This is a genomic window from Micromonospora sp. DT228, from assembly GCF_049841595.1.
In the GTDB taxonomy this organism is placed as follows: Bacteria; Actinomycetota; Actinomycetes; order Mycobacteriales; family Micromonosporaceae; genus Micromonospora.
In genome coordinates, this window is record NZ_JBNCKO010000018.1 from 82493 (window position 1) to 98816 (window position 16324).

The 16324-nt window shown below is 71.4% G+C and carries 11 protein-coding genes; all 11 read right to left on the reverse strand.

Going from position 1 to position 16324, the window contains the following annotated elements:
• Positions 1-15: 15 nt before the first annotated feature.
• Positions 16-1425 carry a GH1 family beta-glucosidase gene (locus ACLQ29_RS28690; protein WP_425774542.1) on the reverse strand — a complete coding sequence of 470 codons (1410 nt, stop codon included), beginning with the start codon at positions 1423-1425 and terminating at the stop codon, positions 16-18.
• Positions 1422-3653 (reverse strand): alpha-xylosidase, encoded by a 2232-nt coding sequence (gene yicI, locus ACLQ29_RS28695; RefSeq protein ID WP_425774543.1) that lies wholly within the window; start codon positions 3651-3653, stop codon positions 1422-1424. Before yicI ends, ACLQ29_RS28690 begins: the two co-directional genes overlap by 4 nt.
• The gene (locus tag ACLQ29_RS28700; RefSeq protein WP_425774544.1) at positions 3650-4537 is read right to left on the reverse strand and encodes a carbohydrate ABC transporter permease; all 888 of its coding nucleotides are present in this window, start codon (positions 4535-4537) and stop codon (positions 3650-3652) included. The genes yicI and ACLQ29_RS28700 overlap by 4 nt, the downstream gene beginning before the upstream one ends.
• A gap of 1 nt (position 4538) precedes the next feature.
• Positions 4539-5507 carry a carbohydrate ABC transporter permease gene (locus ACLQ29_RS28705; protein WP_425774545.1) on the reverse strand — a complete coding sequence of 323 codons (969 nt, stop codon included), beginning with the start codon at positions 5505-5507 and terminating at the stop codon, positions 4539-4541.
• Positions 5508-5574: 67 nt separating this feature from the next.
• The gene (locus ACLQ29_RS28710) at positions 5575-6879 is read right to left on the reverse strand and encodes an ABC transporter substrate-binding protein (protein ID WP_425774546.1); all 1305 of its coding nucleotides are present in this window, start codon (positions 6877-6879) and stop codon (positions 5575-5577) included.
• A 77-nt stretch (positions 6880-6956) separates the two neighbouring features.
• On the reverse strand, positions 6957-7988 hold the full coding sequence (locus ACLQ29_RS28715) for a LacI family DNA-binding transcriptional regulator (RefSeq protein WP_393364460.1): 1032 nt from the start codon (positions 7986-7988) through the stop codon (positions 6957-6959).
• A gap of 393 nt (positions 7989-8381) precedes the next feature.
• Complete coding sequence (locus ACLQ29_RS28720) at positions 8382-9191, reverse strand: metal-dependent hydrolase (protein WP_425774547.1); 810 nt, start codon at positions 9189-9191, stop codon at positions 8382-8384.
• Positions 9192-9293: 102 nt separating this feature from the next.
• Positions 9294-10922: a protein kinase domain-containing protein gene (locus ACLQ29_RS28725; protein ID WP_425774548.1), complete on the reverse strand. Its 1629-nt coding sequence runs from the start codon at positions 10920-10922 to the stop codon at positions 9294-9296.
• A gap of 119 nt (positions 10923-11041) precedes the next feature.
• On the reverse strand, positions 11042-12817 hold the full coding sequence (locus ACLQ29_RS28730; protein WP_425774549.1) for a protein kinase domain-containing protein: 1776 nt from the start codon (positions 12815-12817) through the stop codon (positions 11042-11044).
• An 83-nt stretch (positions 12818-12900) separates the two neighbouring features.
• Positions 12901-14235 (reverse strand): glycosyltransferase family 4 protein, encoded by a 1335-nt coding sequence (locus ACLQ29_RS28735; RefSeq protein ID WP_425774550.1) that lies wholly within the window; start codon positions 14233-14235, stop codon positions 12901-12903.
• Between the two features lie 138 nt (positions 14236-14373).
• Entirely contained in the window at positions 14374-16317 is a 1944-nt protein-coding gene (locus ACLQ29_RS28740; RefSeq protein WP_425774551.1) for an amylo-alpha-1,6-glucosidase, read from the reverse strand.
• Between the last annotated feature and the right edge of the window lie 7 nt (positions 16318-16324).

The window sequence follows — 16324 nt, forward strand, 5'->3', positions numbered from 1 at the left end:
CGCCGTGAGGCCGAGTCAGTCCTGTCCCTGGTTCAGCTCGCCGGTGGCGGCGAGCCGCTGGTACCAGTGGGCGCTGTCCTTCCAGGTGCGGACCTGGGTGTCGTAGTCGACCCGGATGATCCCGAACCGACGGTCGTAGCCGTAGCCCCACTCGAAGTTGTCAAGCAGCGACCAGACGAAGTAACCGCGCACGTCCGCGCCCTGCGCGCGGGCGTCGGCCATCGCGCCGATGTGCCGACGCAGGTAGTCGATCCGCCGGTCGTCGTGGATCCGCCCGTCGGCCGACACCACATCGTCGAACGCCGCGCCGTTCTCGGTGATCATCATCGGCTGGCTGGGGTATTCGCGGTGCAGGCGCAGCAGCAGCTCGGTCAGGGCCGGCGGGTCGATGTTCCACCCCATCGCCGTGTACGGGCCGGGCTGCGGCAGGAAGTCGACGGTGTCGGCGGCGACCCACGGCGTCGAGGTCGAGGCGCCGTGCCCGTCGGCGTCGGAGCGGGCCGACACCCCGTCCCACGCCCGGACCAAGGTGCTGGAGTAGTAGTTGACCCCGAGCACGTCCAGCGGCACCGCGATCAGCTTCTCGTCACCCGCGCGGACGAACGACCAGTCGGTGACGGACGCGGTGTCGGTCAGCAGGTCGGCCGGGTATTCCCCGTCCAGCATCGGGCCGAGGAACGCGCGGTTGGCCAACGCGTCGATCCGCCGTGCCGCGTCGGAGTCCGCCTCCGAGTCCGACGCCGCCCGGATGACGTGCAGGTTCAACGTCACCGACAGCTCGGCGGCCGGCGCCAGCTCCCGGACCACCCGACCGGCCAGCCCGTGCGCGAGGTTGAGGTGGTGCACCGCGGCCAGCGCCGCCGCCGGCTCGGTGCGACCCGGAGCGTGCACACCGGAGGCGTAGCCCAGGTACGCCGAGCACCACGGCTCGTTGAGCGTCGTCCAGGTGTGCACCCGGTCGCCCAGCGCACCCACGATGCCCGCCGCGTACTCCTGGAAGCGCAGCGCGGTCTCCCGCGCCGCCCAGCCACCGGCGTCCTCCAACTCCTGCGGCAGGTCCCAGTGGTACATCGTCGCCACCGGACGGATGCCGCGCTCCAGCAGACCGTCCACCAGCCGGGCGTAGAAGTCGATGCCGGCCTGGTTGAAGCCGCCCGAGCCGCCCGGCTGCACCCGTGGCCAGGAGACCGAGAAACGGTACGCGCTGAGCCCCAGGTCGGCGATGTGCCCGAGGTCGTCGGCCCACCTGTGGTAGTGGTCGGCGGCCACGTCGCCGGTGTCGCCGTTCAGCGTCCGGCCCGGCGTGTGGCTGTAGGTGTCCCAGATGGACGGTCCGCGCCCGTCCTCCGTGGCGGCGCCCTCGATCTGGTACGCCGCAGTCGCCGACCCCCAGACGAAGCTCTCCGGGAAGTGGTGTCGCGTCATCGTTCCGTCCCCTGGATCTCGCAGCTGTAGCCCGTCGAGGCGCCGGCAACCAGTTCGACACTGGCCGTCGCCGCCTCGTAGCGCACGTCGAACTCGGCGCCCGGCCCGTCCCCGGGTGACGGTACCCGTACCCGGGTCCGCTGCCCCTCGGCCGGTGCGTACAGCCGGAGCCGCACATCGTCGGCCCACTCGTAGTCCGGTCGGTCGGTGCGGGAGCCGAACGGAATCACCGCGCCGGGCCGGGCCAACACCGGCAGGCTGTCGACCGCGTGCTTCTCGGTGACCCACGCCGGGCCGGTGACCTGGGCGCCGCTGACCAGGTGCGTCCAGGCGCCGGCGGGCACGTAGTAGGTGACGGTGCCGTCGGCGCTGAACACCGGCGCGACGAGCACGTCCGGGCCGAGCATGTACTGCCGGTCCAGGTGCGCCGTGGCCGGATCGTCCGGGAACTCCAGGAACATCGGGCGCATCACCGGCGTACCGTCGCGGTGCGCCTCCTGCGCGGCGGCCGCCAGGTACGGCATCAGCCCGAGCTTGAGCCGGGTGAAGTGCCGCAGCACGTCCACGGACTCCTCGTCGTACGCCCACGGCACCCGGTAGGACCCCGAGCCGTGCAGCCGGGAGTGCGAGGAGAGCAACCCGAAGGCGACCCAGCGCTTGAACACCGCCGGATCGGGGGTGCCCTCGAAGCCGCCGATGTCGTGGCTCCAGTAGCCGAAGCCGGACGCGGCCAGGGACAGACCGCCGCGCAGCGACTCGGCCATCGCGACGAACGTCGACTCGCAGTCGCCACCCCAGTGCACCGGGAACTGCTGCCCGCCGGCGGTGGCCGAGCGGGCGAACAACACCGCCTCGCCCTTGCCGCGCTCGGTCTCCAACAGCTCGAAGACCGCCTTGTTGTAGAGGTAGGAGTAGTAGTTGTGCATCCGCTGCGGGTCCGACCCGTCGTGCCACACCACGTCGGTCGGGATGCGCTCACCGAAGTCGGTCTTGAAGCAGTCGACGCCCATGTCGAGCAGCGCCTTGAGCTTGCCGGTGAACCAGCGCACCGCGTCCGGGTTGGTGAAGTCGACAAGCGCCATGCCGGCCTGCCACTTGTCCCACTGCCAGACCGAACCGTCCGGGTTGCGGACCAGGTAGCCGGCCTCGCGGCCCTCCTCGAAGAGGTACGACCGCTGCGCGATGTACGGGTTGATCCAGACGCACACCTTCAGGTCACGCTCGTGCAGCCGGTGCAGCATCCCTTCCGGGTCCGGGAAGGTCGCCGGGTCCCAGACGAAGTCGACCCAGTGGAACTGGCGCATCCAGAAGCAGTCGAAGTGGAACACCGACAGCGGCAGCCCGCGCTCGGCCATCCCGTCGACGAACTCGGTCACGGTCTTCTCGTCGTACGAGGTGGTGAACGAGGTGGACAGCCACAGCCCGTACGACCAGGCGGGGATCCGGGCCGGGCGGCCGGTGAGCGCGGTGTAGCGGCGCAGCACGTCCTTCGGGGTGGGCCCGTCGATGACGTAGTAGGTGAGCGACTGCCCCTCGACGCTGAACTGGGTCTGCGCGACCACCTCGGAGCCGACCTCGAACGACACGTGCTCCGGGTGGTCCACGAACACCCCGTAGCCGGCGCTGCTGAGATAGAACGGCACGTTCTTGTACGCCTGCTCGCTGGCGGTGCCCCCGTCGGCGTTCCAGATGTCGACGGTCTGCCCGTTCTTCACGAACGGGCCGAAGCGCTCACCCAACCCGTACACCGTCTCGCCGACGCCCAGGGCGAGCCGCTCGTGCACGTGCCGGCGGCCCTCCGCGTCGGTGACGACGCCGATGCTGCGCCCGGTGGACGCGGTGACCAGCCGGTCGCCGTGCAGGAACTCGACCCGCCACCCGTCGACGAGCGCGACCCGCGCGGTCAGCTCACCTGTGGTCAGCGTCGCGCTGATCCCGGTGACGTCGACGGTGACCGGGTGCGTCTCGTCGGTGCTCAGCCCGAAGTGCGGCTCGCGGGGCAGCCCACCGGTGTGGTGGGCGATGGTCACCCCGACGACGCCGGGGGCGGGGGAGAAGAACCGGACGGTGACCAGGGGCCGGTTCAGGGTGTCGCCGCGCCCGGTGACCTGGCCGGCCGGCGCGAAGACGGTGACGCCGCGCTCGTCCGGCTCGACCGACTCCACGACGCCGGGGCGGAGGACGCTGACACCGGGGCGCAGTTGCCAGTACCCGTCGGTGAACTTCACTTCTCGGCTCCTGCCGTGATGCCGCGCGCCAGGGTGCGCTGGAAGATGAGGAAGAAGAGGATGGCCGGCACCAGGCTGATCAGGGCGCCGGCGTTCGTGGTCGGAGCGTCCATCAGCCGGTCGCCCTGCAACGACGCGAGCGCCACCGGGATGGTCTGCGTCTGGTTGTCGATGAGCATGACAAGCGGGATGAGGAACTCGTTCCACGTCCAGATGAAGAAGAAGATGAGCAACACCGAGAGGGTGGGGCGCAGGTTGGGGAAGACCACCCGCCACAGCACCGTCCACTTGCCGGCGCCGTCCAGCGCCGCCGCCTCCAGCAGCGAGCGGGGGAACGTGCCCAGCACCGAGGCGAGCAGGTACGTGCCGAACGCGCTCTGGATCACCGTGAAGATGATGATCACCGCAAGTCGGGTGTTGTAGAGCCCGACCTCCTTGGCCGCGTAGTACAGCGGGTAGATCAACGCCTCCTGCGGCAGCATGTTGGCCAGCAGGAAGAGGCCGACGATCCAGAGCCGGCCGCGGACCCGGCCGATGCCCAGTGCGTACGCGTTGAGCAGTGACACGACGACGCCGAGCACGGCCACGGAGCCGGCGATGAGCGCCGAGTTCCAGAGCTTGAGCGGGAAGTTCACCTCGGTCCAGTAGGTGCGCAGACCCTTCGTGTAGAACTCCGTCGGCCAGCTCAATGGGCCACCCGACGAGTAGTCACCCGGTGACTTGAACGCGTTGAGCAGCATGAACGCGAACGGCACGAGCATGACCAGCGCGCCGAGGACGACCAGGGCGAGCACCACCCAGCGGCTGACGCCGCGGTGGTGCCGATCGGGTACGGGCCGGGCCTGCTTCACCGGCGTGGGGATTGGTGTGAGCGTGACAGCCATGTCAGATCCCCCGGTCCCGGCGCTCGCTGCGCGCCTGCATCCAGATGAAGACCACTGCCACCAGTACGATGATCAGCGTCAGCACCGTGGAGATCGCGGAGCCGTAGCCCACCTGCAACTTCTTGAAGAACGTGTAGTAAGCGAAGTACGACGGCACGTTCGTGGCGTTGTCCGGGCCGCCCCGGGTCAGGGCGAAGATCGGCCCGAACACCTTCAGTGCGGCGATGGTGCAGGTCAGAGCCACCACGAACGTCTCCGGCCGGATCTGGGGGAGGGTGATCGCCCGGAACCGGTGCAGCCAGTTCGCGCCGTCGACCTCGGCGGCCTCGTACAGCTCGGGGTCGACCCGCTGGAGCGCCGCCATGAAGACGACCACCGGGTAGCCGATCTGCACCCAGATCATCACCGCCATCACGGCCGGCAGGGCGGTGCCCGGATCGCCGAGCCAGTCGTGGCGCAGCGCGCCGAGACCGACCGCGTCGAGCAGGCTGTTGAACGCCCCGTCGGGGCGCAGGATCCAGCCCCAGACGATGCCGGCCACCACGACGGGCAGCACCTGCGGAAGATAGAACGCGGCCCGTAGCGCGGCGGCGGTGCGGGGCTTGAACCGTCGACCGATGACGTCGAAGAGCACCGCGGCGAGCAGCAGCCCGAGCAGTGTGGGCACCACCACCATCGCCACGATCATCCAGACGGTGTTGCGGAACGACGCCCAGAACACGTCGTCCTGCAGCAACTGCTGGTAGTTGTCCAGGCCGACCCACCGGGGGTCGCCGATGCCCGACCACTTGGTCAGCGACAGGTAGAGGGTGCCGATCAGCGGCGCACCGATGACCAGGAGGAAGAGCACCGCTCCGGGGAGCAGGTAGAGCCAGTACGCCGCGTTGCGGCCGCGGCGTCCGCGGCGGGGCGCGGGCGGGGTGGGCGTCGCGGCCGGCGGTGTGGCGGCGACGGTCTCGGAGACTGCCATGGAAGATCCTTCCCGGCGGGGCGGGCGGACGCGCCGGTCGTGCCGGTCGCGCCCGCCGCTCGCCGTGTCACTTGCCGGTGATCTCCTTGACGCCATCGGCGTACGGCTTGGCGATCGTGTCGAGGACCTGGTCGGGAGACTTGGACCCGTTGATCAGGCCCTGGAAGCCGGAGACCAGCACGTCGTAGTAGCCGGGGACCGGCCAGTCCGGGTAGAAGGCGAGCCCGTCGGACTTGCTGACCGTGTTGAAGTCCTCGATCAGCTTGCGGTCCTTCGGGTCGCTGATCTTCGACGCGTCGGCGGCGATCGGGACACCACCGTTGTTGCCGATCAGGTCCTGGATCTCCGGACGCAGGGTGATGTCGATGAAGTCGTACGCCAGGCTCTTGGCCTTGCTGTTCTCCGGGACCACCCACAGGTTGCCGGAGGAGCCGGCCTGCAGGGTGTTGCCGGGGAAGAGGAAGGTGTCCCAGTTGGCCTTCATCTCGGTCTTGAACCGGCCGTACCACCAGCTACCCGAGACGATCATCGGGACCTTGCCGCCGATGAAGGCGGTGCCCATGTCCTCGGCCTTGAGGCTGGCCGAGTTCTTCGCGACGTAGCCCTTCTGCACCCACTGGGCGAAGGTGTCCGCGCCGTACTTGAGCGGGTCGGCCTTGAAGTCGACAGGGCTCTTGTAGAGCTGGTAGTTGTCGACGAACTGCCGGTCGCCCTTGGACAGGGCGAGTTGGTAGAAGAGCTGCCCGGCCGGGTACTCGGCGCCGGCCATGCCCAGCGGGGTGATGCCCTTACCGACGAAGGTGTCCATCGCGGCGGTCATCTCGGCCATGCTCGTCGGCACCTTGACGCCGTTGCGCTGGAACAGGTCCTTGTTGTAGTAGACCGTGACGTACTCGCCGTAGTTCGGCACGCCGAACCACTTGCCCGAGCCCATCACACCCTTGTCGCTGTAGCGGGCGGTGGTCTGCAGGCTGGGGCTGAGCTTGCCGGCCCAGCCGCGCTTGTCGGCCTCGGCGCTGAGGTCCGAGAGCAGGCCCTGGCTGGAGAGCAGACCGGCGGTCGCGTTGCCCTTGTTGTACTCCATGATGTCCGGGCCTTCGGACGAGTTGATGATCATGCCGGCGTTCTGCTGGATCTGCTCGAACGCCTTACGCTCGAAGCGCACCTCGACGCCCGGGTGCTCGTTCTTGAAGATCTCGATGGCCCGGTTCCAGCCGACCCCCATGGCGCTGTTCTCGCTCTCGTAGTGCCAGAGCTTGAGAACCTTGGCGTCGCTGTCGTCCCCGTTGTCACCACCGCCGCAGGCGGCCACGGTTGTCGTCGCGGTCGCCGCCAGGGCGAGCGCGGCGACGATCCGGCGGAATCGCTGCATTACTATCCTCCTCGTTGAGTATCTAGCGGTACTGCATCGGGCCCGTCGTCGCGTTGCCGCGCGGCGGCGGGCCGTTTCTACTGATCAGCCCCCATGAGGTGGCGGCTTCGTGGTGCGGCTGTCGAGCCCCGGATCTCCAGCGCGCACGGCAGCAGTTGTTGGTGGAGCCGACTGCCGGCGCCGTCGAGGTGGCGCACCAGCGCCTCGATCGCGATCCGACCCAGCGCCGAACCGGGCGACGTCATCGCGGTCAGCGCCGGAGTCGCCAGTTCGGCCACCTGCGGCGAGGTGACCATCGAGACGACGGAGACGTCGTCGGGCACCGACAACCCGCGGCCGGTCAGCTCGCCGAGAATGCCGAAGATCGCGGTCTCGTTCATGGCCAGCACGGCGGTCAGCTCCGGGGCCTGCGCGAACGCGTCAGCCAGCGCGGCACGACCGCCGGCGGCGCTGTCCTCGGCCGTGATCATCAGCGGGTCGAGGCCGTGTGCGGTCATCGCCGCGACGAAGGCGTCCCGGGTACGCAGCGCGGGCCCGTAACCGCTGGCGACCGTCGCGGCCGAGTGGTTGACGTAGACGATCCGCCGGTGCCCGAGCCCGACCAGGTGCGCGACGGCCTCCCGGACGGTCTGGTCGAAGTCGATGTCGACGTAGGAGAGCGCGCTGGTGTCGCCGGTCCGACCGATCAACACAAGTGGCACGCCGGCCTCCTGGACCACGGTGACCCGTTCGTCGGCGAGCTGGACCTCCATCAACACGACGCCGTCGAGCATTCGCTGGGTGGCCAGCCGCCGCAGGTCGTCGAGGTCGCCGCCGCCGACCGGTGAGAGCACCAGGTGGTAGCCGGCCGCGCTGGCCGCCGAGGCGGCGCCGGTGACGAAGGCGGTTTCGGTGGCGCCGAGGCCGCGCTCGTCCATCGGCATGAGCAGGCCGAGGATGCGGCTGCGCCGGCTGGCCAGGCCACGGGCCATCGCGTTGGGCTGGTAGTCGAGCTCCGCCATCGCGGCGAGCACCTTGGCCCGGGTGGCCTGGGAGATCGGCCGAGCGCCGGTGAGCACGTACGAGACGGTGCTGACCGAGACCTGCGCGAGGCGGGCGACGTCGTGCATGGTGGCCACGCGTACCTCCTTCGGCCAGGCGTGGAATCGCTCCCGCGTGATCGTCGAAACGCTTCGACGAAGCGGTTCGACAGGACGCTAGGCCACCTGTTACGGCGACGTCAATAGCAGATGTCGAAAACAATTCAGCGGTCACGCGACACCCCGCGCCCGCCCCCGAGCGCGCCACCGCTGCGTTCCCCCGCTGCGTCCCGGGGCGCGCCCCTCAGGAGCCCCGCACCCCGCACCGCGGGCACCGCACCGCGCCAGGATCCGCGCAACTTCACCGATGTTGCTGCCTCCGGCGCGCGGGAGGCAGCAACATCCCTGATGTTGAGCGGATCTTGCTGGCCGCGCAGGGCGCGCTGGCCGCGCAGGGCGCGGGGGTGGTGGGGGGTGGGTCGGTCAGATCTCGATGTCGAACCGGCTCAGCACCGAGGGCGCGATCAGGCCGACGGTGGCGAGCGCCGAGACGACTGTCAGTGCGATGCGCATCCCGACCACCTCGGCCTTGCTGCCGACCCGCAGGGCGATGCTGTTCGGTAGGCCGATCATCATCCACATCCGCCGCTTGATCGGGATTGGCCAGAGGATCGGCACGCCCGCTCGGGTGATCATGTCGCCGAGGATGTGCACGAAGCAGCCCACACCCAGGGCCGTGCCGATCAGCGGATAGCCGCGACCGCCCGGCAGGTTGGCGAAGGTGAACCAGGCGGCCCCGGCCGAGGCGAGGGTGATGATCACCCACCCGGCGCGTTCGGCCCACTCGTCGAACAGCCCCCGCATCGCCAGGCCGAACATGAAGAACAGGATGGTGATGACCGCCCACTTGCCGTACGCGGCGCAGAGCGCGGTGGTGCCCCAGCCGACCAGCAGGGTGAAGGGCAGCGTGTGGGTGAGCGTCCGGTGCCCGTTGTTGCGGCGGGGGTCCCTGCTGAGCTTCGTGGCGTAGTAGACCCCGAGAGAGATCTTCTCCATCACCTCGGCGGCGAAGAGCGAGAAGACGCCGAAGGTACGAGCCACCGTGGCCCCACCCTGGTTCTTCGTCACCTTGCCCGACATGTCGAGGTCGGGAAAGAGCGCGCCACCGGCACACACCGCGGTACCCACCGCCAACGCGAGCGGCGACTGGTGATAGTCGGCGAACTGGTCCAGTGCCCAGGACCCGGCCAACCACGCCGCCGCGCCGGACAGCGCGTGTTGCGGTCCCATCATCTCGGCTCACCCTCCCCAGGGATCTTGAGCGCCAAAACTACGCCACTGTAGTCAGCGTCGGCGCCGCAGGGGCATCACCCGGATGGTCCACATCGGACTGGGTCACATCGCGGGGGTGAAGCTCTGCCGGATCATCGGCAAGTATGCCGCGTTGACCTGCCAGTCGAACTCTTTTGTCAACCACGAGACGGTGTAGGAACGTGCGGCCGAGGTGTTGGCAAGCAACCGGAAACTGTGCAGCTGTTCGCCGGCGGCGTTCTTCCAGCCGCACTCCCAGACCGCGCCGCCCTCGAAGATGTCCATCGCGGAGATGTCCACCCGGAGGTAGCCGTTCAGCAGCGCGTCGCCGGTGGTGAGCCGCGCCTCCTCGGCCTTCCAGTAGGCCACCGGGTCCGGCCGCGGGGGCCCCGCCTCCACACTGAGCACCCGGGCGCCGTCGTTCTCCCGGAAGCAGGTCGTCGCCCCGTCGGTCCAGCGCGTCCAGCCCACCGGCACGGCAATCCGAAACCCGGTTGGGTCGTCGTGCCAGGTCCAGCCCTCGCGCAGTTGGTACGGCGCGTTCGCGGGGCGCGACATCGAAGCCACCGGAGTGGCCGACGATGGTGGCGGTGGCGCCGCGCAGGCGAACGCGGCCGGCCGGGCCGTCGGCGCGCCGCCTCCCGAGCCCGCCGGTGGTGTCCGCGCGCTGTCGTGGTCGACAAGTGCCAGCGTCACACCCGCGGCGACGAGCGCGGCGGTGGCCGCCCCGCCCAGGACGAGCAGACGCCGCCTGCCGGGCCGGGTCTTCGGCGGGCGAGCGGGTGTCGGCGGATCGCCGGGTGGGGCCTCCGGGGTGACCCGGTCGGGCAGGACGGACCGGCTCGCGTCGCGTACCGCGGCCACCGCCGAGGACCGCGTCGGCCCGGCCGGCGGGTCGTGGCCCGCCGCGGCACTGCGCAGCAGCGGCTCCACCTCGGTGGCGGTCAACCGCCGCCAGGGGTCACGTTGCAGCAGGCCGTTGAGCGCGGGGCGCAACGGACCGGCGCGACGCATCGGGTCCGGTGGGTCGGTGGCCAGCGCGCTGAGGGTCGCCATCGCGCTGGACCGGGCGTACGGTGACTGGCCCTCGACCGTCGCGTAGAGCGTCGCTCCCAACGACCACATGTCGGTACGCGGATCCGACACCCCCTCGCGGGCCCGCTCCGGCGCGACGAACTGCGGTGAGCCGAGCACCGTGCCCGGCCCGGTCATCGCACCCTCACCACCGTCGAAGGTGGCCAGCCCGAAGTCGGTGAGCACCACCCGCCCGTCGTCGGCGACGAGCACGTTGTGCGGCTTCACGTCGCGGTGCAGCACCCCGGCGGCGTGCGCGGCCCGCAGTGCGGCGAGCACCGCCAACCCGATCTGGGCGGTACGCCGCGGACTCAGGGGCCCCTCGTCGGTGATGATCTGCTGCACCGACCGGGACGCCACGTACTCCATCACGATCCACGGGCTCTCCCGGTCGTGCACCACGTCGTAGATCCGGACGACGTTCGGGTGATTGAGCCGGGCCGCCGTGCGTGCCTCGCGCAACGTCCGCAGCCGCGACTCCTCGCGCTCGGCCTCGGCCAGCCAGGACGGCGGCACGACCTCCTTCACGGCGACGTCGCGGTGCAGCATCTCGTCACGAGCCAGCCACACCCGACCCATCCCGCCGGTGCCGACCAGGTCGAGCAGCCGGTACCGACCCGCGATCAGCAACTGCTGCACGGTCGCTCCCCCTTGGTCACCCCGGGTTACACGATAGCCACAGGTGCCGGCATTCTCATCCGCTGAGCGGCCTCGATCCACGCCGGACGGTGGCCCGGATCATGGCCGTACGGTGCAGGTCAGCGGGGTGGTCGGAAACTCTTTCGCACCAGCGCCCAGTCGGCGTCGGCTGCCACCCAGTCCTCGTCGGCGGTGATCCACCCCAATGTCCAGGGAGCGGTGCCGACGACGAGTTGTCGGGCGTGCAGCAGTGGCCCGTCCGGTGCCGTCCAGCGGCACTCCCACTCCGCGCCACCGTCGCTCGCGGTGAGACGGATCTCGTCGTACTCCGGTAGTGCCCCGGCCTCGACCGCCGCGTCGCGGACCGCCCGCAAGCCGGCCAGCGGATCGGCGGCGCCACCCGCGGCGACGCTGAACGCCCGGCCGGTCGCCGGGTCCTGGAAACAGGCCACCATGCCGTCGCGGGAGTAGTGCCAGGTCGCCGGCACGGAAACCCGGAAGCCGGCGGCGTCGGCGTGCCAGACCCAGCCGGACGGGGGCCGGAACCGTTCGCCGGAAGCCGGCGCGCGGGCCGGCACCGGCGCACCGCCGATGTCCGGGCGGACACAGGCGAACGGTGGTGGAGGAACGCCGGGGCCGCCGGGCGGTGGTCGGCGACGGTCCGGGCCGGGACCGTACGGGTCGTCCCGGCCCCCGCCGCCCGGCGGGGCGTACGGCGGTGGGTTGGAGGGCCGGGCGACGGTGTCGGTGGGCTGGTCGGCGGTGACGGTCAGCGCGGTGCCGACACCGGCGGCCACGGCCACCAGGAGGGACACGGCGACCAGCGCGGCCCGCCGCGTCGTGCGCCGCCTCTTCGATCCGTCGGGCACCGCAACCGCGGTGCCCGGTTCGGCGGCCGGGCCGGGCTGGGGCAGCGGAATGGTCAGCTCCTGACCGGCCAGTTCGTCAGCCCCGGCGGGCGCTTCCCTCGTCGTCGGGTCGAGCCGGCCCGCCGACCCCGACCCCGCCGCCGCCGACCCCGACCCCGATCCTGAAGCCGACCCCGACGTGGGCGCGGACCCCGACGCTGACGTCGGGGATGGGTCGGTGTGGCCGGTCGCGGCGCGGACCAGCAACCGGCGGGCCGCGTCGTGGTCGAGGCGGTCGCGCGGGTCGCGGCGCAGCAACCCCGCGAGTACCGGCGCGAGCGCCCCGGCGTGCGGGGCCGGGTCCGGCGGTCCGGCGGCCAGTGCGCTCAGCGTGGCCATCGCGGTGCTGCGGGCGTACGGGGAGCGGCCCTCCACGGCGGCGTGCAGGGTCGCCCCGAGCGACCACAGGTCGGCGGCGACGGTGGACGCACCCTCGGCGGCGCGCTCCGGGGCGACGTACTGCGGGGAGCCGAGGACCATGCCGGGGCGGGTCGTCACGCCGTCGCCGCCGTCGAAGGTGGCCAGCCCGAAGTCGGTGAGCATCACCCGCCCGTCGTGCGCCACCAGCACGTTCTGGGGCTTGATGTCGCGGTGCAGCACCCCGGCGGTGTGCGCGGCGTGCAGCGCGTCGAGGACGGCGAGGCCGATCCGGGCGGCGTGCGACGGCTCCAGTGGCCCCTCGGCGTCCACCAGATCCTGAAGTGTGCGGGAGGGGACGTACTCCATCACGATCCACGGGCTGCCGTCGACCGGGATGACGTCGTAGAGCCGGACCACGGCGGGATGGTTGAGCCGGGCCGCGGCGCGCGCCTCCCGCAGGGTGCGCGAGCGCACCTCGGCCCGCTCGTGGTCGGCCAGCCACGTCGGCGGCACGATCTCCTTGACCGCGACCTCGCGGTGCAGCATCTCGTCGCGGGCCAGCCACACCCGACCCATGCCCCCGCGCCCCACCAGGTCGAGCAGCCGGTACCGACCGGCGATCAGCACCTGCGCACGCTCCTCCTCAGCCGCTGTCCGGGCTACACCCTAACCAGCGGATCGGAAGTCACCTATCGGTAGCCCGACTCGACTCAGCAGGCGGCGTGGTCGACGCGCGCCAGCAGGTTGCCCTCCGGGATGGCGATCCGGGCATGTGCGCCGGCCAGTCGGGCGGAGGCACGCCGGGCCTGGAGGGGGCCGTGCTCCCGGCGGGCCGCGGCGTAGCTGGCGGCGGTGCGGGCGGCGATCGTGGCCCACCCGTACTGTTCGCCGACCATGGTGCGGGCTCGGCGGGCCACCCGGCGGGCGAAGATCTCGTCGTCGAGCAGTTGACCGACCGCGCCGGCGAGCGCGTCCGGGTCGCTGTGCGGGAACGTCACCCCGGTCACGCCGGACTCCACGATCTCGGCGAGGCCTCCGGTGCGGGCCACCGCCAGTGGCGCCCCGGCGGCTGCCGCCTCCAGCGCCACCATGCCGAACGGCTCATAGAGGCTGGGCACCACTGTCGCGTCGGTGGCCCCGAGCATCGCCGGCAGCTGGGTGGAGTCGAGGAAACCGGTGAACCGGACGGTCGAGCCGAGCGCCAGGCGTCGGGCCTGGGCCTCCAACTCGGGCCGGTACGGGCCGTCGCCGGCGATCACCACGCGCAGACCCGGGTGCCGCTCGCGCAGCCGGGGGATCGCGTGCACCAGATGCTGGACGCCCTTCTCGTAGACCAGCCGGCCGGCGTACCCGATCAACGGGCCGTCCCCGGCGAACCGTGCGCGGGCCGACGCGACCGCGCGTGGACGGGCCCGCCAGGCCCGGCCGTCGACTCCGTTGGGCACCACGTCGACCTGGGTGGCCGGTGTGTCGAACAGGGCCTTCACCTGCTCACGCATATAACCGGAGCAGACGATCACCCGGCCGGACTCGCTGCTGAGCCACTGCTCGACGCCGTGGATGGTGCGGTTCATCTCGTCGGGCAGCCAGCCCTGGTGCCGCCCCGCCTCGGTGGCGTGCATGGTGGTGACCAGGGGCAGGTCCAGGTGCTCGGCCAGGGAGATGGCGGTGTGGGCGACGAGCCAGTCGTGGGCGTGGATGACGTCGTAGGCGCCGGCCTGGGTGGCGCGTAGTGCGGTGCGGGTGAGGGTGTGGTTGAAGGCCATGGTCCAGGCCAGTAGGGAGCTGGTGGCGAGGGGGAAGGCGACCGGGTCTTCGGGGGCGCGCAGGATGCGGACGCCGTCGGCGTACTCCTCCATGGGTGCGCCGTCGGTGTGGCGGGTGACGACGGTGACCTCGTGGCCGGCGGCGGCGAGGGCGACGGAGAGGGCGTGCACGTGGCGGCCGAGGCCGCCGACGAGCACCGGCGGGTATTCCCAGGACAGCATCAGCACCCGCAGTTGCCGGGCGGCGTGAATGTCGATCACGTGGGCGTCGGGTGACATGCGGCCCCCTTTGAGTTGTCCCCGGGCGCGCGCCGACCGACACCGGAAGTGGATGTCGCCGTCGCGTCTGGATCGGGGCCAATCCTGCCGGGATCGAGATAACCGGCGGCGACACCACCGTTGCGGTCGTGTAAAGCGCTACTGGCTCTTTCGGCGCACCCGCAGCAGCTCGGCCACCGACCACGCCTGGAATGGGCAGCCGGTCGCGGCGTGCGGCGCGAGGCCGTCGGCCGTCTCGCTTACCGAGCCTAATCCATATTCGGTCAGATGAGACTCAATCCCAACGAACGTGTCATCGACCGACATCTTGCCCCGGCGGGCGGCGTCCACGTACGGGCCGAGCAGCCACGGCCACACCGTGCCCTGGTGGTAGCCCCCGTCGCGCTCGGCGGGGCCGCCCCGGTGCCGGCCCACGAACTCCGGCGAATCCGGTGCGAGGCTGCGCGGCCCGAGTGGAGTGAGCAGCCCGTCCGCGACGCGGCGCAACGTCGCCTCGTCCGGCTCCAGCGGCGCGAACGGCAGAGACCAGGCCAGCAACTGGTTGGGACGCAACGCGTCGTCGTCGTGCAGGGCCGCGCCACCCAGCGGGTACGCCGGCGCGGGCGCGTCCAGCACGTCGTGCAGCCAGCCGGTCGGCGCCGGGAAACGCTCCCGGAACGAGGCGGTCGCCTGCCCGTGCCGTCGCCACAGCTCGTCGGCGTCCTGCCCGGCCAGCTCGGTCAGCTCGGCGAGCCCGGCCAGCCCGTTGATCCACAACGCGTTTACCTCGACCGGCTTGCCGGTACGCGGGGTGACCGGCACCCCGTACACCCGGGCATCCATCCAGGTGAGCGCGGTGCCGGCGGCGCCCTGGCCGAGCAACCCGTCGGCCGGGTCGACGGCGATCCCGTACCGGGTGCCCGCCACGTGGGCGTCGATCACCGCACGCAGCGCGGGCAGCAGCTCGTCGCCGAGATCGGTGTCACCGGTGACCGTGACGTGCCGGCTCACCGCGTGCAGGAACCACAACGTGCCGTCGACGGTGTTGTACTCCACCCGACCGGTGTCGGCCGTGTTGGCCAACATCCCCTCGGACAGCGTCGCCGCGTACGACCGCAGCAGCGCCCTTCCCAGGTCAGCCTGGCCGGTGCAGAGGAACAACCCCTCGTACGAGATCATCGTGTCCCGGGACCAGGCCCCGAACCACGGGTAGCCGGCGACCACGTCCGCCGCGGCGTCGTTGGTGCGCACCACGAACGCGTCGGCGGCCAGCACCAGGGTGGCCTCCACGTCGTCGGCCGGCTTTGCCGCCGCCACCACGTGCCGGTTGCGCCGCCGGGCCGCCGCCACGATCTCCTCCGCCGACGGTGGCTCCTGGTCGAGCTGGCCGGCCCAGGCCCGCACCGACACGGTGTCGCCGGGGCGCGTCAGCTCGCCGACGAAACGCCCCGCGTACCAGAGGTCCTCGTCCGCGTTCAAACCCCGGTTGGCCTCCTCGCGGTGGTGCACGCCCAGCCACCACTGCCCCTCGGGCGTCCACCCGGGACCGGCCAGCCGGTACGCGCCCTCGACCACCGCACCGTCGGCAACCGCCTCGACCTGCGGGGTCGGGCCGTCGGCCCGCCGTTCGCCGTGCGCGTCGCGCCAGGTGCAGGCGGCGGACAGCTCCAGCCGGACGGGCCCGCCGGCGATCAGCCGGTGCACCACCGCCACGCAGGAGCGGCCGGGCAGCGTGGCCACCTCCCGCTCGATCACCACCGAGCCGATCCGCCACCGCCACCGGGGTAGCCCGTCGACCAGGTCGAAGCGTTCCAACAGCTCGAAGCCGCGCGGGTCCACGTTGCCGGAGGACCACTCGTGCGCGCCGAGCCGCACCCGCGCCCCGGACGGCAGGGTGACCGCCGGGTCCAGACTGACCAGTCCCACTTGACGGGACGCCGGGGTTTCGCCGGGGACCACGAGCAGACCGTGGTAGCGGCGGGTCCGCAGCCCGGCGACGGTGCCCATCGCGTAGCCGCCGAGACCGTCGGGAACCAGCCACTCCCGGCTGGCCGCGCTGGTCAGATCGCCGCAGAGCTGCGGGCCGAAGTGAATGTCAATCAACTTTCCT